This window comes from Streptomyces sp. NPDC058701, assembly GCF_042715295.1.
Taxonomy (GTDB): domain Bacteria; phylum Actinomycetota; class Actinomycetes; order Streptomycetales; family Streptomycetaceae; genus Streptomyces.
The window spans coordinates 70,333-86,578 of the sequence record NZ_JBHXSY010000018.1; the positions used below are offsets into that span (position 1 = coordinate 70,333).

The 16,246-nt window shown below is 67.3% G+C and carries 25 protein-coding genes; all 25 read left to right on the forward strand.

The genetic code is table 11. The features are described 5' to 3' along the window. Positions 1-4: 4 nt before the first annotated feature. The 25 genes from rplP (at position 5) to ACFWW8_RS20810 (ending at position 16,066) form a co-directional block, all read left to right on the forward strand. Positions 5-424: a 50S ribosomal protein L16 gene (rplP, locus tag ACFWW8_RS20690; RefSeq protein ID WP_030026326.1), complete on the forward strand. Its 420-nt coding sequence runs from the start codon at positions 5-7 to the stop codon at positions 422-424. Next, positions 424-648, forward strand: coding sequence for a 50S ribosomal protein L29 (rpmC, locus tag ACFWW8_RS20695; RefSeq protein ID WP_073912892.1), 225 nt, complete (start codon positions 424-426; stop codon positions 646-648). The genes rplP and rpmC overlap by 1 nt, the downstream gene beginning before the upstream one ends. Beyond that, positions 648-929: a 30S ribosomal protein S17 gene (rpsQ, locus tag ACFWW8_RS20700; protein WP_136229680.1), complete on the forward strand. Its 282-nt coding sequence runs from the start codon at positions 648-650 to the stop codon at positions 927-929. The genes rpmC and rpsQ overlap by 1 nt, the downstream gene beginning before the upstream one ends. A gap of 124 nt (positions 930-1,053) precedes the next feature. Beyond that, on the forward strand, positions 1,054-1,422 hold the full coding sequence (gene rplN, locus ACFWW8_RS20705) for a 50S ribosomal protein L14 (protein WP_008739701.1): 369 nt from the start codon (positions 1,054-1,056) through the stop codon (positions 1,420-1,422). Between the two features lie 2 nt (positions 1,423-1,424). Continuing rightward, positions 1,425-1,748 carry a 50S ribosomal protein L24 gene (gene rplX / locus ACFWW8_RS20710; RefSeq protein ID WP_267724807.1) on the forward strand — a complete coding sequence of 108 codons (324 nt, stop codon included), beginning with the start codon at positions 1,425-1,427 and terminating at the stop codon, positions 1,746-1,748. Continuing rightward, the gene (gene rplE, locus ACFWW8_RS20715) at positions 1,748-2,299 is read left to right on the forward strand and encodes a 50S ribosomal protein L5 (protein WP_030388859.1); all 552 of its coding nucleotides are present in this window, start codon (positions 1,748-1,750) and stop codon (positions 2,297-2,299) included. Before rplX ends, rplE begins: the two co-directional genes overlap by 1 nt. A gap of 5 nt (positions 2,300-2,304) precedes the next feature. Then, positions 2,305-2,490, forward strand: a complete 186-nt coding sequence (locus ACFWW8_RS20720; RefSeq protein WP_003956452.1) for a type Z 30S ribosomal protein S14 — start codon at positions 2,305-2,307, stop codon at positions 2,488-2,490. A 223-nt stretch (positions 2,491-2,713) separates the two neighbouring features. Beyond that, positions 2,714-3,112 (forward strand): 30S ribosomal protein S8, encoded by a 399-nt coding sequence (rpsH, locus tag ACFWW8_RS20725; protein ID WP_067163170.1) that lies wholly within the window; start codon positions 2,714-2,716, stop codon positions 3,110-3,112. Positions 3,113-3,132: 20 nt separating this feature from the next. Further along, complete coding sequence (gene rplF, locus ACFWW8_RS20730) at positions 3,133-3,672, forward strand: 50S ribosomal protein L6 (RefSeq protein WP_386530411.1); 540 nt, start codon at positions 3,133-3,135, stop codon at positions 3,670-3,672. Positions 3,673-3,674: 2 nt separating this feature from the next. Further along, a complete protein-coding gene (gene rplR, locus ACFWW8_RS20735; RefSeq protein WP_267724873.1) occupies positions 3,675-4,058 on the forward strand; it encodes a 50S ribosomal protein L18 in 384 nt (127 codons plus the stop codon). Positions 4,059-4,103: 45 nt separating this feature from the next. Beyond that, positions 4,104-4,709, forward strand: coding sequence for a 30S ribosomal protein S5 (rpsE, locus tag ACFWW8_RS20740; RefSeq protein ID WP_030298218.1), 606 nt, complete (start codon positions 4,104-4,106; stop codon positions 4,707-4,709). Continuing rightward, positions 4,709-4,891, forward strand: a complete 183-nt coding sequence (gene rpmD / locus ACFWW8_RS20745) for a 50S ribosomal protein L30 (RefSeq protein WP_053682614.1) — start codon at positions 4,709-4,711, stop codon at positions 4,889-4,891. The genes rpsE and rpmD overlap by 1 nt, the downstream gene beginning before the upstream one ends. A 1-nt stretch (position 4,892) precedes the next feature. Continuing rightward, positions 4,893-5,348: a 50S ribosomal protein L15 gene (gene rplO / locus ACFWW8_RS20750; protein WP_053682613.1), complete on the forward strand. Its 456-nt coding sequence runs from the start codon at positions 4,893-4,895 to the stop codon at positions 5,346-5,348. Positions 5,349-5,535: 187 nt separating this feature from the next. After that, positions 5,536-6,849 carry a preprotein translocase subunit SecY gene (gene secY, locus ACFWW8_RS20755; RefSeq protein WP_383905242.1) on the forward strand — a complete coding sequence of 438 codons (1,314 nt, stop codon included), beginning with the start codon at positions 5,536-5,538 and terminating at the stop codon, positions 6,847-6,849. Continuing rightward, positions 6,849-7,496 carry an adenylate kinase gene (locus ACFWW8_RS20760; RefSeq protein ID WP_386530412.1) on the forward strand — a complete coding sequence of 216 codons (648 nt, stop codon included), beginning with the start codon at positions 6,849-6,851 and terminating at the stop codon, positions 7,494-7,496. The genes secY and ACFWW8_RS20760 overlap by 1 nt, the downstream gene beginning before the upstream one ends. Positions 7,497-7,661: 165 nt before the next feature. Further along, complete coding sequence (map, locus tag ACFWW8_RS20765; RefSeq protein ID WP_386530413.1) at positions 7,662-8,513, forward strand: type I methionyl aminopeptidase; 852 nt, start codon at positions 7,662-7,664, stop codon at positions 8,511-8,513. Between the two features lie 354 nt (positions 8,514-8,867). Further along, positions 8,868-9,089, forward strand: coding sequence for a translation initiation factor IF-1 (gene infA / locus ACFWW8_RS20770; RefSeq protein ID WP_003956442.1), 222 nt, complete (start codon positions 8,868-8,870; stop codon positions 9,087-9,089). A 73-nt stretch (positions 9,090-9,162) separates the two neighbouring features. Further along, positions 9,163-9,276, forward strand: coding sequence for a 50S ribosomal protein L36 (gene rpmJ / locus ACFWW8_RS20775; RefSeq protein ID WP_003956441.1), 114 nt, complete (start codon positions 9,163-9,165; stop codon positions 9,274-9,276). A gap of 199 nt (positions 9,277-9,475) precedes the next feature. Continuing rightward, entirely contained in the window at positions 9,476-9,856 is a 381-nt protein-coding gene (rpsM, locus tag ACFWW8_RS20780) for a 30S ribosomal protein S13 (protein ID WP_214936437.1), read from the forward strand. Positions 9,857-9,910: 54 nt separating this feature from the next. Next, positions 9,911-10,315, forward strand: a complete 405-nt coding sequence (gene rpsK, locus ACFWW8_RS20785) for a 30S ribosomal protein S11 (RefSeq protein ID WP_006376016.1) — start codon at positions 9,911-9,913, stop codon at positions 10,313-10,315. Between the two features lie 137 nt (positions 10,316-10,452). Next, a complete protein-coding gene (locus tag ACFWW8_RS20790) occupies positions 10,453-11,475 on the forward strand; it encodes a DNA-directed RNA polymerase subunit alpha (RefSeq protein WP_008739666.1) in 1,023 nt (340 codons plus the stop codon). 134 nt (positions 11,476-11,609) lie between these two features. After that, a complete protein-coding gene (rplQ, locus tag ACFWW8_RS20795) occupies positions 11,610-12,092 on the forward strand; it encodes a 50S ribosomal protein L17 (protein ID WP_267725053.1) in 483 nt (160 codons plus the stop codon). A gap of 124 nt (positions 12,093-12,216) precedes the next feature. Beyond that, a complete protein-coding gene (truA, locus tag ACFWW8_RS20800; protein WP_386530414.1) occupies positions 12,217-13,068 on the forward strand; it encodes a tRNA pseudouridine(38-40) synthase TruA in 852 nt (283 codons plus the stop codon). 53 nt (positions 13,069-13,121) lie between these two features. Further along, positions 13,122-14,741, forward strand: a complete 1,620-nt coding sequence (locus ACFWW8_RS20805; RefSeq protein WP_386530415.1) for an ABC-F family ATP-binding cassette domain-containing protein — start codon at positions 13,122-13,124, stop codon at positions 14,739-14,741. A gap of 41 nt (positions 14,742-14,782) precedes the next feature. Further along, positions 14,783-16,066: a glycosyltransferase family 87 protein gene (locus ACFWW8_RS20810; protein WP_386530416.1), complete on the forward strand. Its 1,284-nt coding sequence runs from the start codon at positions 14,783-14,785 to the stop codon at positions 16,064-16,066. Positions 16,067-16,246 lie beyond the last annotated feature (180 nt).

Consider the following 16,246-nt stretch of genomic DNA (forward strand, 5'->3'; position numbering starts at 1 on the left):
CGACATGCTGATCCCTCGTAGGGTCAAGCACCGCAAGCAGCACCACCCGAAGCGCCGCGGTATGGCCAAGGGCGGTACTGAGGTCTCGTTCGGCGAGTACGGCATCCAGGCGCTGACCCCGGCGTACGTGACGAACCGCCAGATCGAGGCGGCTCGTATCGCGATGACCCGCCACATCAAGCGTGGCGGCAAGGTCTGGATCAACATCTACCCGGACCGCCCGCTGACCAAGAAGCCTGCCGAGACCCGCATGGGTTCCGGTAAGGGTTCTCCCGAGTGGTGGATCGCGAACGTGCACCCGGGCCGGGTCATGTTCGAGCTGTCCTACCCGAACGAGAAGATTGCTCGTGAGGCGCTCACCCGCGCTGCTCACAAGCTTCCGATGAAGTGCCGGATTGTTCGGCGCGAGGCAGGTGAGTCGTGATGGCGACGGGAACCAAGGCGTCCGAGCTGCGTGAGCTCGGCAACGAGGAGCTCGTTGGCAAGCTGCGCGAGGCCAAGGAGGAGCTGTTCAAGCTCCGCTTCCAGGCGGCCACGGGTCAGCTGGAGAACAACGGCCGGCTCAGGTCCGTCCGTAAGGACATCGCTCGCATCTACACCCTGATGCACGAGCGTGAGCTCGGTATCGAGACGGTGGAGAGCGCCTGATGAGCGAGAACAACGTGACTGAGAAGACCGACCGCGGCTTCCGCAAGACCCGTGAGGGTCTGGTCGTCAGCGACAAGATGGACAAGACCGTCGTCGTCGCCGTCGAGGACCGCGTGAAGCACGCCCTGTACGGCAAGGTCATCCGCCGTACGAACAAGCTCAAGGCGCACGACGAGCAGAACGCTGCCGGCGTCGGCGACCGCGTCCTCATCATGGAGACGCGTCCGCTGTCGGCGAGCAAGCGCTGGCGCATCGTCGAGATCCTCGAGAAGGCCAAGTAATTATCTGAGGCCCTGGACAACAAGTTCAGGGGCCCCTCAGGTTCGTTCCGCCAGGCTCGGTGGGGGCTGTAGCTCCTCGGAGTGAAGCCCCCGCCGGGAACCGGCAGACAAACAGGAGATACACGTGATCCAGCAGGAGTCGCGACTGCGTATCGCCGACAACACTGGTGCCAAGGAAATCCTTTGCATCCGTGTTCTCGGTGGTTCCGGTCGCCGCTACGCGGGCATCGGTGACGTCATCGTCGCCACCGTCAAGGATGCGATCCCCGGTGGCAACGTGAAGAAGGGTGACGTCGTCAAGGCGGTCATCGTTCGCACCGTCAAGGAGCGTCGCCGCCAGGACGGCTCGTACATCCGCTTTGACGAGAACGCCGCCGTCATTCTCAAGAACGACGGCGACCCTCGCGGCACCCGTATCTTCGGCCCGGTGGGCCGTGAGCTGCGCGAGAAGAAGTTCATGAAGATCATCTCGCTCGCGCCGGAGGTGCTGTAAGCATGAAGATCAAGAAGGGCGACCTGGTTCAGGTCATCACCGGTAAGGACAAGGGCAAGCAGGGCAAGGTCATCGCGGCCATGCCCACTGCCAACCGCGTCCTGGTCGAGGGTGTCAACCGGGTCAAGAAGCACACCAAGGCCGGTCAGACCGCTGGTGGGTCCCAGACCGGTGGCATCGTGATCACCGAGGCGCCGATCCACGTCAGCAACGTTCAGCTGGTTGTGGAGAAGGACGGCCAGAAGGTCGTTACCCGCGTCGGTTTCCGCTTCGACGACGAGGGCAACAAGATCCGCGTTGCCAAGCGGACGGGTGAGGACATCTGATGGCTACCACTCCGCGTCTCAAGACGAAGTACCGCGAGGACATCGCGGGCAAGCTGCGTGAGGAGTTCTCCTACGAGAACGTCATGCAGATCCCCGGCCTCGTGAAGATCGTGGTCAACATGGGTGTGGGCGACGCCGCCCGCGACTCCAAGCTGATCGACGGCGCCATCAAGGACCTGACGACGATCACCGGTCAGAAGCCGGCCGTCACGAAGGCCCGGAAGTCCATCGCGCAGTTCAAGCTGCGCGAGGGTCAGCCGATCGGCTGCCACGTCACCCTCCGTGGTGACCGCATGTGGGAGTTCCTGGACCGTACGCTGTCGCTCGCGCTGCCGCGTATCCGTGACTTCCGTGGTCTGTCGCCGAAGCAGTTCGACGGCCGTGGCAACTACACCTTCGGTCTCACGGAGCAGGTCATGTTCCACGAGATCGACCAGGACAAGATCGACCGTACCCGGGGTATGGACATCACCGTGGTCACCACGGCGACCAACGACGACGAGGGCCGCGCCCTCCTTCGTCACCTCGGCTTCCCCTTCAAGGAGGCGTAAGCGAGATGGCGAAGAAGGCTCTCATCGCGAAGGCTGCCCGCAAGCCCAAGTTCGGTGTGCGTGCGTACACCCGCTGCCAGCGCTGCGGTCGCCCCCACTCCGTATACCGCAAGTTCGGCCTGTGCCGCGTGTGCCTTCGTGAGATGGCTCACCGTGGCGAGCTGCCGGGCGTGACCAAGAGCTCCTGGTAATTCCCTCTCGTCCGCAAGGACTTGGGAACATCCAGGCACTCTCGGTAAGCATCTGGACGGCAGGTGCCCGGCCGCGCATGCCTTAGGCTTGTGTGGTTGGGCGTCTGCCGCCCATAACGACTTACTACGCCGTAGGTCCCCGCACCGCACCCGTCCCGCCACTGAGTGGGGAGAGGGATGGCGCATACAGGAAACCCCGGCGAGAGAGGCCGAAGGCCACTTCATGACCATGACTGACCCGATCGCAGACATGCTCACGCGTCTGCGTAACGCTAACTCGGCGTACCACGACACCGTCGTGATGCCGCACAGCAAGATCAAGTCGCACATCGCGGAGATCCTCCAGCAGGAGGGTTTCATCACCGGCTGGAAGGTCGAGGACGCCGAGGTCGGCAAGAACCTCGTCCTCGAGCTGAAGTTCGGGCCGAACCGTGAGCGCTCCATCGCGGGCATCAAGCGGATCTCGAAGCCCGGTCTGCGCGTGTACGCGAAGTCCACCAACCTGCCCAAGGTGCTCGGCGGCCTGGGCGTGGCGATCATCTCCACGTCCCACGGACTGCTCACCGGCCAGCAGGCAGGCAAGAAGGGCGTAGGTGGGGAAGTCCTCGCCTACGTCTGGTAGTCGGGAACGGAGGAAAAGCAATGTCGCGAATCGGCAAGCTCCCCATCCAGGTTCCCGCCGGTGTGGACGTCACCATCGATGGCACCACGGTCGCCGTGAAGGGCCCCAAGGGTTCCCTCTCGCACACGGTCAAGGCGCCCATCGCAGTCGAGAAGGGTGAGGACGGCGTTCTGAACGTCACCCGCCCCAACGACGAGCGTCAGAACAAGGCCCTGCACGGCCTGTCCCGCACGCTGGTGGCGAACATGATCACCGGCGTGACCACGGGGTACGTCAAGGCTCTCGAGATCAGCGGTGTCGGTTACCGCGTCGCCGCGAAGGGCTCCAACCTGGAGTTCCAGCTTGGCTACAGCCACCCGATCCTGATCGAGGCGCCCGAGGGCATCTCCTTCAAGGTCGAGTCGCCCACCAAGTTCACGGTCGAGGGCATCGACAAGCAGAAGGTCGGCGAGGTCGCCGCCAACATCCGCAAGCTGCGGAAGCCCGACCCGTACAAGGCCAAGGGTGTCAAGTACGCCGGCGAAGTCATCCGCCGCAAGGTCGGAAAGGCTGGTAAGTAGCCATGGCATACGGTGTGAAGATCGCCAAGGGCGACGCGTACAAGCGTGCCGCCAAGGCCCGCCGCCACATCCGCATCCGCAAGCACGTGTCGGGTACGGCGGAGCGTCCGCGCCTCGTCGTGACGCGTTCCAACCGCAACATCGTTGCTCAGGTCATCGACGACCTCCAGGGTCACACCCTGGCGTCCGCGTCGACCCTGGACGCTTCGATCCGCGGTGGCGAAGGCGACAAGAGCGCCCAGGCCCAGGCCGTAGGCGCACTCGTCGCCGAGCGTGCCAAGGCCGCGGGTGTGGAGACCGTCGTGTTCGACCGCGGTGGCAACCGATACGCCGGGCGCATTGCCGCTCTGGCTGACGCCGCCCGCGAAGCCGGGCTGAAGTTCTAAGCCCCGGTTCCGGGACTCACGGACGTAACAGAGAGAGGTAATCCAATGGCTGGACCCCAGCGCCGCGGAAGCGGTGCCGGTGGCGGCGAGCGGCGGGACCGGAAGGGTCGCGACGGTGGCCCTGCCGCCGAGAAGACCGCTTACGTTGAGCGCGTCGTCGCGATCAACCGCGTCGCCAAGGTTGTCAAGGGTGGTCGCCGCTTCAGCTTCACCGCGCTGGTCGTGGTGGGCGACGGTGACGGCACTGTAGGTGTCGGTTACGGCAAGGCCAAGGAAGTTCCCGCGGCCATTGCCAAGGGTGTCGAGGAAGCCAAGAAGAACTTCTTCAAGGTTCCGCGCATCCAGGGCACGATCCCTCACCCGATCACGGGTGAGCGTGCCGCGGGCGTCGTGCTCCTGAAGCCGGCTTCCCCCGGTACCGGTGTTATCGCCGGTGGCCCGGTGCGCGCCGTTCTGGAGTGCGCCGGCGTTCACGACATCCTGTCGAAGTCGCTCGGCTCGTCGAACGCGATCAACATCGTGCACGCGACCGTGGCAGCGCTCAAGGGTCTGCAGCGTCCCGAGGAGATCGCGGCTCGCCGTGGTCTGCCCCTCGAGGACGTCGCTCCCGCGGCTCTGCTCCGTGCGCGTGCCGGGGCGGGTGCTGCGTAATGGCCCGCCTCAAGATCACGCAGACGAAGTCGTACATCGGTAGCAAGCAGAACCACCGCGACACGCTGCGTTCGCTCGGGCTCAAGCGCCTGAACGACGTGGTCGTCAAGGAGGACCGCCCCGAGTTCCGCGGAATGGTGCAGACCGTCCGCCACCTCGTGACGGTTGAGGAGGTTGACTAACATGGCTGAGAACAGCCCGCTGAAGGCCCACAACCTCCGTCCCGCCCCCGGCGCCAAGACCGCGAAGACCCGTGTCGGTCGTGGTGAGGCGTCGAAGGGTAAGACGGCCGGTCGTGGTACGAAGGGCCAGAAGGCCCGTTACCAGATCCCGCAGCGCTTCGAGGGTGGGCAGATGCCCCTCCACATGCGCCTGCCGAAGCTCAAGGGCTTCAAGAACCCGTTCCGCACCGAGTTCCAGGTCGTGAACCTGGACAAGCTCGGCGCTCTCTACCCCGAGGGTGGAGAAGTCACGGTGGCCGACCTGGTCGCCAAGGGCGCGGTTCGCAAGAACAGCCTCGTCAAGGTCCTGGGCCAGGGCGAGATCTCCGTGGCGCTGCAGGTTTCGGTTGACGCCGTCTCCGGCTCCGCCAAGGAGAAGATCGCCGCTGCCGGTGGCACTGTCACCGAGCTCGTCTAAGACGAATCCAGTGGCTAAATAGCTCGAAACCCGACCGGGGATGCCTCACATATGGGGCATCCCCGGTTGGTCGTTCCACGGGGGGCACTGTCGCCGGTAAGGTGGCCTGCACCTTTGCTTGTACGTATTCGTCGATCCCTCAGACCGTCACCTCTGACGCAGTTGCGCGGGGGTCGCAGGAGGCACCGTGCTCACCGCGTTCGCCCGGGCGTTCAAGACGCCCGACCTGCGCAAGAAGCTGCTCTTCACGCTCGCCATCATCGTGCTGTTCCGGCTCGGGTCCCACATCCCGGTCCCCGGCGTGAGCTACAAGAACGTTCAGATCTGTGTCGACCAGGCCGGGAGCAGCAACAGCCTCTTCGGTCTCGTCAACATGTTCAGCGGCGGCGCGCTGCTGCAGATCACGATCTTTGCGCTCGGCATCATGCCGTACATCACGGCGAGCATCATCCTGCAGCTGCTGACCGTGGTCATCCCGAAGCTGGAGACCCTCAAAAAAGAGGGACAGTCCGGCACGGCGAAGATCACTCAGTACACGCGCTATCTGACGGTCGCGCTCGCGATCCTGCAGGGCACCGGCCTCGTGGCCACCGCCCGCACGGGTGCCCTCTTCCAGGGCTGCTCCGCCGCCAGTCAGATCGTCCCCGACCGTTCGATCTTCACCACCGTGGTCATGGTCATCACCATGACCGCCGGTACCTGTGTCGTCATGTGGCTCGGTGAGCTCATCACGGACCGCGGTATCGGCAACGGAATGTCGATCCTCATGTTCATCTCGATCGCTGCCGGCTTCATCGGAGCCCTCTGGCAGATCAAGCTCCAGGGCAAGATCGCCGACGGCTGGGTCGAGTTCGGCGTCGTGATGCTCGTCGGCCTCGCGATGGTGGGTCTGGTGGTCTTCGTCGAGCAGGCACAGCGCCGGATCCCCGTCCAGTACGCCAAGCGCATGGTGGGCCGCCGCGCCTACGGCGGCACCTCGACGTACATCCCGCTCAAGGTGAACCAGGCGGGCATCATCCCCGTCATCTTCGCCTCGTCGCTGCTCTACATCCCGGCTCTGATCGTCCAGTTCAGCGGTTCCACCGCGGGCTGGGCCACCTGGATCCAGAAGCACTTCGTCAAGGGCGACCACCCGTACTACATCGCGGTCTACTTCCTCCTGATCGTCTTCTTCGCGTTCTTCTACGTGGCGATCTCGTTCAACCCCGAGGAAGTTGCAGACAACATGAAGAAGTATGGTGGGTTCATCCCGGGTATCCGCGCCGGTCGGCCCACCGCTGAGTACCTGAGCTACGTACTCAACCGCATCACCTGGCCGGGGTCGCTGTACCTGGGTCTGATCGCTCTCGTGCCGACGATGGCGTTGGCCGGCTTCGGAGCGAACCAGAACTTCCCGTTCGGCGGGACGAGCATCCTGATCATCGTGGGTGTGGGTCTGGAAACCGTGAAGCAGATCGAGAGCCAGCTCCAGCAGCGTAATTACGAAGGGTTCCTCCGCTGATGCGAATCGTCCTCGTCGGACCGCCCGGTGCGGGCAAGGGAACGCAGGCCGCGTTCCTCGCCAAGAACCTGTCGATCCCGCACATCTCCACGGGTGACCTGTTCCGGGCCAACATCAGCCAGGGCACCGAGCTCGGCCGGCGTGCGAAGGCGTTCATGGACGCCGGCGACCTCGTCCCCGACGAGATCACCATCGGCATGGCCAAGGACCGCATGGAGCAGCCGGACGCGGCGAACGGCTTCCTGCTCGACGGCTTCCCGCGCAACGTGTCGCAGGCGGGAGCCCTCGACACGATGCTCCAGGAGGCCGGCATGAAGCTGGACGCCGTCCTGGACCTGGAGGTCGAGGAGGACGAGGTCGTCAAGCGGATCGCGGGTCGCCGCACCTGCCGCAACGACGGCAAGCACGTCTTCCACGTCACGTACGCCCCGCCGAAGGCGGAAGGCGTCTGCGACATCTGCGGCGGCGAGCTCTACCTGCGTGACGACGACTCCGAGGCCACGGTCCGCAACCGGCTGGACGTCTACCACACGCAGACCGAGCCGATCATCGACTTCTACAAGGCCCAGGGCCTGCTGGTGACCATCCCCGCCCTCGGCGAGGTGCACGAGATCACCAAGCGCGCCATGGAAGCCCTGAAGAAGTAGTACCCCTCGCTGCGCAGGTCCGGCCGCGGTGCCCATCGGGCGCCGCGGCCGTCTGCGTGACGCGGGTTCGCGCGGCATCAGCCAATAATTGAGGAACCGAAGCGGGGGCCGACCGCCTCCGCGAGAGCGGCGGCGATCCCGCCGCTACACAGGGAAGGCACGTTCATGGTGCAGATCAAGACCCCCGAGCAGATCGCGAAGATGCGCGAGGCGGGGCTGGTCGTCGCGGCCATCCACGCGGCGACCCGCGAGGCCGCCGTGCCCGGCGCCACGACGCGGGATCTGGACATGGTGGCACGCAAGGTCATCGACGACGCCGGCGCGAAGTCGAACTTCCTCGGCTACGGCGGTTTCCCCGCGACGATCTGCACCTCGGTGAACGAGGTCGTCGTCCACGGCATCCCGGACGACAAGACCGTCCTCAAGGACGGCGACATCATCTCGATCGACGCGGGAGCGATCGTCGACGGCTGGCACGGCGACGCCGCGTACACCGCCTTCGTGGGCACTGGGCACGCCCCTGAGCTCCTGGAGCTCTCCCGGGTGACCGAGGAGTCCATGTGGGCGGGGATCGCCGCCATGCGGCTCGGCAACCGCCTCGTGGACATCTCCAAGGCGATCGAGACGTACATCAGGCGCCAGCCGCGTCCCACCACCGGTGAGCACAGCCTCGGCAAGTTCGGGATCATCGAGGACTACGGCGGCCACGGCATCGGGTCCGAGATGCACATGGACCCCCACCTGCTGAACTACGTCTCGCGCAAGCGGGGCAAGGGGATCAAGCTCGTCCCGGGCCTCTGCCTGGCGATCGAGCCGATGGTCTCCCTGGGCACCGCCCAGACGGAGGTCCTGGCGGACGACTGGACGGTCATCACCACGGACGGCACCTGGTCCTCGCACTGGGAGCACTCCATCGCGCTCACCGAGGCCGGCCCCATCGTGCTGACCAGCCCGGACTGCGGCAAGGCGAAGCTGGCGGAGTACGGCGTCACGACGGCGCCGGACCCGCTGGGCTGACCACGGGACGGACCGTCGGACCGCCGTGCGGTCCCGCGTACCGGGGGGCACCCCGCCGTAGTACGGCCGGGCTGCGCCGGACGGCATCCGGCGCAGCCGTGCGAAGCATGTGAGGCGCCCCGGCGCCGAGCCCGCGAGCGCGGCAGGAGAAGGAGGGGCCGGCGTCACGACGGCGCCGGACCCGCTGGGCTGACCGCGCCGGACCCCCTCGGTTAATGATCTAGACTCTGGGGCAAACTTTCCGGATTCGTCTTTCCGGATGCCCTGTCGTAGACTGACTCGTCGGCTCCCGTGCACTCCCATGCCTGCATGGCGCACAGGGCCGATCAAGGTAGCCGATTCGAAAGGCGAAGCGTGGCCAAGAAGCAAGGTGCCATCGAAATCGAGGGCACCGTGATCGAGTCCCTCCCGAACGCGATGTTCAAGGTGGAACTCCAGAACGGTCACAAGGTCCTCGCGCACATCAGTGGCAAGATGCGCATGCACTACATCCGCATCCTGCCCGATGACCGGGTTGTCGTGGAGCTCTCTCCGTACGACCTGACGCGTGGCCGGATCGTCTACCGATACAAGTAGATCTTGTTGTCACTCCGTCTGGGCATCTCGTCCCGGCGCGGGTGGTGGCACTGACCCGGAGAACCTCACCAACATGAAGGTCAAGCCGAGCGTCAAGAAGATCTGCGACAAGTGCAAGGTGATCCGCCGTCACGGTCGGGTCATGGTCATCTGCGACAACCTGCGCCACAAGCAGCGCCAGGGCTGACGCACGCCGACCGACCTGCCTTTCGCAGTTCTTCGCGCGACGTAAGTAAACGTACATACGCAGAACCCGCCCAGCCCCGTACGGGGCCGGCGGTACCTCCGGCGGGGGCCGGGGACCCGGACGTACCACCACCCATCAGGCGTGGTCGGCGGTCGGGGATGGTTCTGCTGAAGACCCCCGAACACACAGGAGCCATTGAATGGCACGCGTTTCCGGTGTCGACATCCCGCGCGAAAAGCGCGTGGAGATCGCACTCACCTACGTCTTCGGTGTCGGGCGCACCCGGTCCAAGGAAATCCTTGAGGCCACGGGCGTGAACCCGAACACCCGCGTTCGTGACCTGGCCGAAGAGGACCTGGTCAAGATCCGCGAGTACGTGGACGCCAACCTCCGCACCGAGGGTGACCTCCGCCGCGAGATCCAGGCCGACATCCGCCGCAAGGTGGAGATCCAGTGCTACCAGGGCATCCGCCACCGTCGTGGCCTGCCGGTGCACGGTCAGCGCACCAGCACGAACGCCCGTACCCGCAAGGGTCCGCGTCGCGCGATCGCCGGTAAGAAGAAGCCGGGCAAGAAGTAGTCCTGTTCAGCGGTCTTGCGCTGTAGGACCGACCACCTCCCGTAGGAGATTTAGATGCCCCCCAAGGGTCGTCAGGGCGCTGCCAAGAAGGTGCGCCGCAAGGAAAAGAAGAACGTCGCTCATGGGCACGCCCACATCAAGAGCACGTTCAACAACACCATCGTCTCGATCACGGACCCCGCGGGCAACGTGATCTCCTGGGCCTCCGCCGGCCACGTCGGCTTCAAGGGCTCGCGCAAGTCCACCCCCTTCGCCGCGCAGATGGCCGCCGAGTCGGCCGCCCGTCGCGCGCAGGAGCACGGCATGCGCAAGGTCGACGTCTTCGTCAAGGGTCCCGGCTCCGGCCGTGAGACCGCGATCCGCTCCCTCCAGGCCACCGGCCTCGAGGTCGGCTCGATCCAGGACGTCACCCCCACCCCGCACAACGGCTGCCGCCCGCCGAAGCGCCGCCGCGTCTGACGCAGCGGTCGCCTCTGTGCGTCTTTGAGTGTCCGGGCGGTACGAACCCCTCGCGGGGGACGTGCCGCCCGTACCCTTGCTGTATGCAGTGCCCGTCGGACGTCAAATAGTGGGCGTCCACGACTGAAGGAATACACATGCTTATCGCTCAGCGTCCCTCGCTGACCGAAGAGGTCGTAGACGAGTACCGCTCGCGGTTCGTGATCGAGCCGCTCGAGCCGGGCTTCGGTTACACCCTCGGCAACTCGCTGCGCCGCACGCTCCTGTCCTCGATCCCGGGTGCCGCTGTCACCAGCATCCGCGTGGACGGCGTCCTGCACGAGTTCACCACCGTGCCGGGTGTCAAGGAAGACGTCACCGACATCATCCTCAACATCAAGCAGCTGGTCGTCTCCTCGGAGCACGACGAGCCGGTCGTGATGTACCTGCGCAAGCAGGGTCCCGGCCTGGTCACCGCTGCCGACATCGCGCCCCCGGCCGGTGTCGAGGTGCACAACCCGGACCTGGTCCTCGCCACGCTCAACGGCAAGGGCAAGCTGGAGATGGAGCTGACCGTCGAGCGCGGTCGCGGCTACGTCTCCGCCGTCCAGAACAAGCAGCTGGGCCAGGAGATCGGTCGCATCCCGATCGACTCCATCTACAGCCCGGTCCTCAAGGTCACCTACAAGGTCGAGGCGACCCGAGTCGAGCAGCGCACCGACTTCGACAAGCTGATCGTCGACGTCGAGACCAAGCAGGCCATGCGCCCGCGCGACGCCATGGCGTCCGCAGGCAAGACCCTGGTCGAGCTGTTCGGCCTGGCGCGCGAGCTCAACATCGACGCCGAGGGCATCGACATGGGCCCGTCCCCGACGGACGCCGCGCTCGCCGCCGATCTGGCGCTGCCGATCGAGGAGCTCGAGCTCACGGTCCGCTCGTACAACTGCCTCAAGCGCGAGGGCATCCACTCCGTGGGTGAGCTCGTCGCCCGCTCCGAGGCCGACCTGCTCGACATCCGCAACTTCGGTGCGAAGTCGATCGACGAGGTCAAGGCGAAGCTGGCCGGCATGGGCCTGGCCCTCAAGGACAGCCCGCCCGGATTCGACCCGACCGCCGCCGCCGACGCCTTCGGCGCCGACGACGACGCGGACGCCGGTTTCGTCGAGACCGAGCAGTACTGATCTTCCCCATCCCCGGCGGCCGAGGCGCGACCTCGACCGCCGGACGGGGGCGCACGACTTTCCCGGGGCAGCCGCCCCGGGGGAACTGACACCGGTACCTGACACGGCCGGTGCAGATATGAAGGAGTATCACCATGCCGCGTCCCGCAAAGGGTGCCCGTCTGGGCGGCAGCGCCGCGCACGAGAAGCACCTCCTCGCGAACCTCGCGAAGGCGCTCTTCGAGCACGGCCGCATCACCACCACCGAGGCCAAGGCCCGTCGCCTGCGTCCCTACGCCGAGCGTCTGGTCACCAAGGCCAAGAAGGGCGACATCCACAACCGTCGCCTGGTGCTGCAGACGATCACGGACAAGAGCATCGTGCACACGCTCTTCACCGAGATCGCCCCGCGCTACGAGAACCGCCCCGGTGGTTACACGCGCATCACCAAGATCGGCAACCGTCGTGGCGACAACGCCCCGATGGCCGTGATCGAGCTGGTCGAGGCCCTTACGGTCGCCCAGCAGGCCACCGGTGAGGCCGAGGCCGCCACCAAGCGCGCCGTCAAGGAGTCCGAGGCCAAGGCCGAGGCTCCCGCCGAGACCGAGGCTCCGGCCGAGGAGACCAAGGAGGCCTGATTCCCCTCCCGGGAATCGTGTCTGCTTGAGCGGCTCTGAACGGGCCCGCCCCTTCCCGGGGCGGGCCCGTTCTGCGTTGTTCTGCGTTGTCGGGCGGTTTTGGCTTTCTGAGAGGATCGGTCACGTGAGTGACGAGGTGGAGCCCGGGCACGTCCGGGTACGGCTGGACCTGAGCTACGACGGCAAGGACTTCTCCGGCTGGGCGAAGCAGCGCGTGCTGCGGACCGTCCAGGGCGAGCTGGAGTCGGCGCTGCGGACCGTGATGCGGCTGTCCGAGCCGGTCGAGCTGACCGTGGCCGGGCGGACGGACGCGGGCGTGCACGCCCGCGGCCAGGTCGCGCAGTTCGACCTGGCCGAGGAGGTGTGGGCCGAGCACCACGACAAGCTGCTGCGCCGCCTCGCGGGACGCCTGCCGCACGACGTACGGGTGTGGCGGGCCGCCGAGGCCCCCGCGGGCTTCAACGCGCGCTTCTCGGCGGTCTGGCGCCGCTACGCGTACCGCGTCGGCGACCACCAGGCGGGCGTGGACCCGCTGCGCCGCGGGCACGTCCTGTGGCACCAGTGGCCCCTGGACGTGGACGCCATGAACGAGGCCGCCGCCCCGCTGCTCGGCGAGCACGACTTCGCCGCGTACTGCAAGAAGCGCGAGGGCGCGACGACGATCCGCACCCTCCAGCAGCTCAGCTGGGAGCGTGCCGAGGACGGCATCGTCACCGCGACCGTCCGGGCCGACGCCTTCTGCCACAACATGGTCCGCTCGCTGGTCGGCGCCCTGCTGCACGTCGGGGACGGCCACCGGCCGGTCGACTGGCCGGGGAAGGTGCTGGCCGCCGCCGTACGGGACTCCTCGGTGCACGTGGTCAAGCCGCACGGGCTGACGCTGGAGGAGGTCGGCTACCCGGCCGACGAGCTGCTGGCCGCCCGCAGCAAGGAGGCGCGCAACGTGCGCACCCTGCCCGGAGCCGGCTGCTGCTGAGCGGGCGTCCACCCGTTTGGGCGGATCGCCGGCGGACCGGGACAATGCCCGGCATGGGACATCTCGAAGCCAACCACCTGGAGTACTACCTTCCCGACGGGCGGGTCCTGCTCCCCGACGTCTCCTTCCGCGTGGGGGAGGGGTCGGTGGTGGCCCTGGTGGGGGCGAACGGCGCCGGCAAGACCACCCTGCTCAAGCTGATCTCCGGCGAGCTCCAGCCCCACGGCGGCGGGGTCGCCATCAGCGGCGGGCTCGGCGTGATGTCGCAGTTCGTGGGCTCGGTGCGGGACGAGACGACCGTACGGGACCTGCTGGTCTCGGTCTCCCAGCCGCGGATCCGGGAGGCGGCGAAGGCCGTGGACCGGGCCGAGCAGCTGATCCTCACCGTCGACGACGAGGCCGCGCAGATGGCGTACGCGCAGGCGCTGAGCGACTGGGCCGACGTGCAGGGCTACGAGGCGGAGACCCTCTGGGACGTCTGCACCACGGCCGCGCTGGACATCCCGTACGACAGCGCCCAGTTCCGCGAGGTGCGCACGCTCTCGGGCGGTGAGCAGAAGCGGCTCGTGCTGGAGGCGCTGCTGCGCGGGCCGGACGAGGTGCTGCTGCTGGACGAGCCGGACAACTACCTCGACGTCCCGGGCAAGCGGTGGCTGGAGGAGCAGCTGAAGGCGACCCGCAAGACGGTGCTGTTCGTCAGCCACGACCGGGAGCTGCTCACCCAGGCCGCCGAGAAGATCATCAGCCTGGAGGCGAGCCCGACGGGCAGCGACGTCTGGGTGCACGGCGCCGGCTTCGGCACCTACCACGAGGCACGCAAGGAGCGCTTCGCGCGCTTCGAGGAGCTCAAGCGGCGCTGGGACGAGGAGCACGCCCGGCTCAGGGCGCTGGTGCTGCGGCTGCGCAACCAGGCGGCCTCCAGTCCCGACATGGCCTCGCGCTACCGGGCGATGCAGACCCGTTTCCAGAAGTTCGAGGAGGCCGGCCCGCCGCCGGAGCCGCCGCGCGAGCAGGACATCCGGATGCGGCTCAAGGGCGGCCGGACCGGCGTGCGCGCGCTGACCGTGGAGAACCTGGAGCTCACCGGCCTGATGAAGCCCTTCTCGCTGGAGGTCTTCTACGGCGAGCGGGTCGCGGTGCTGGGCTCGAACGGCTCCGGCAAGTCGCACTTCCTGCGGCTGATGGCCGGTGAGGACGTCAAGCACACCGGCACGTGGAAGCTGGGCGCGCGCGTGGTCCCCGGCCACTTCGCGCAGACCCACGCCCACCCCGAGCTGTTCGGCCGCACCCTCGTCGACATCCTGTGGACGGAGGCCGCGAAGCCGCTCGGCGCGGCGATGGGCGCGCTGCGCCGGTACGAGCTGGAGCGCCAGGCGGACCAGCCGTTCGAGAAGCTGTCGGGCGGCCAGCAGGCGCGTTTCCAGATCCTGCTGCTGGAGCTGGCGGGCACCACGGCGCTGCTGCTGGACGAGCCGACGGACAACCTGGACCTGGAATCGGCCGAGGCGCTGCAGGACGGACTGGAGGCGTACGACGGAACTGTGCTGTGTGTCACACACGACCGGTGGTTCGCGCGCACATTTGACCGTTACCTGGTCTTCGGTTCGGACGGTGTTGTGCGGGAGACTCAGGAGCCCGTATGGGACGAACGTAGAGTCGAGCGGAAGCGCTAGGGGGCGGACCACCCCCTCGGAACAGTGAGGGGGAGTGCGTTGTGGGGCTGCGCCCTGGCAACTGGCTGATCAAGTGGGAGAACCGGGCCTCGGGGAACCGGCTGATGGACTGGCTGCTGCGGCCGGCCTCGCGGCCGTGGCAGTTCCTCTCGCTCGCCGTGCTCCTGGGGATCGCCTTCTCCACGAGCCTGCGGGCGAACTGGGGCTCGGACAACGCCTTCGTCGTCAAGGCGGCGCAGACGCTGCTGGAGGGCGGGTCCCCGTACGAGGACAAGCGCTTCCTGTACCTGCCCAGTGCCGTGCTCATGGCCGCCCCGGAGGCGATGCTCCCGCAGACCGCGCTGCGCTGGCTGCTGCCGGTGGGGATGTCGGGGCTGCTGGGCGCAGGCTGGCTGGCCGCGCTGCGGCTGTTCTCGGTGCCGCTGCGCTCGCGCTTCGCGGTCATCGGCTTCCCGGTGCTCGCCCTCGCCTACAAGCCGTACGTGAACCTGGTGCTGATCGGCAACTGGACCGCGATCTCGGCGGCCGCCCTGCCGGCGGCGCTGCTGCTCGCGCACCGGCGGCACTGGGGCGCGGCCGGGCTGGTCGTCGGGCTGGCGATCGCCTGCAAGCCGATGCTGGTGCCGATCGGCCTGCTGTTCCTGCTGGCCCGGCAATGGCGGGGACTGGCCGCGGCCGTACTGGTGCCGCTGGGGCTCTCGCTGGCGGGTGCGCTGCTGATGCCGAGTCCGTCGCTGTTCTTCACCAAGACCCTGCCGTTCCTGCTCAAGGGGCAGGACGCGTACGCCCTGCCCTGGGACGCCTCGCCGATCGCGGTGCTGCCGCGCCTGGGCGTGCCGGAGCCGGTGGCGGTGCTGGTCGCCTTCGCGGGGGCCGCTGCGGGGCTGTGGGCGGCCCGGGTGCGCTGGCGCCGGGTGGACGACGACGCGGACGGCGGTGAGCTGCGGCTGGCGGAGACGGCCTGCATGGTGATGCTCGCCGCGTTCCTGGTCTCGCGGCCGTCCTTCGACCACTACCTGCTGGTGGTGCTCCCGCTGCTGCTGGCGTCGGCGGTGCGGCCCGGCTCGATGCCGCGCTCGCCCTGGTTCTGGGTGGCCCTGGCTCCCCAGACGGCGGGCATCCCGTGGCCGTCGGAGCTGGACGCCAAACGGCGCGCGTTCAAGGACTGCGCCACCCTGTGCGGACTCGCGATCCTGCTGGCGCGTCGTGGGCTGCGCTCCGGGCGGGTTACTCTAGACCCGGTAACAACTGCGGGGTCCCCACCCAGGACCGAACCGGAGTGCGCCGCGACGTCAGCAGAACCGGCATCGCGGACCGCGTTTTGACCCGTACGGGTCTGCTTGGGTATCCTGCTGGTTTGTTATGCGTATTGGCTTGCTCATTCTCACGTGAAAGGGCCTTGCGCGCGGTCCACCGGACCGATGACCAGCGGTTCACACGGGTTGCGTCCCCGATGTGAACGAGGGCTGTCGTGATCGTCCGTGGTGACCCTGTCAGGACCTTCC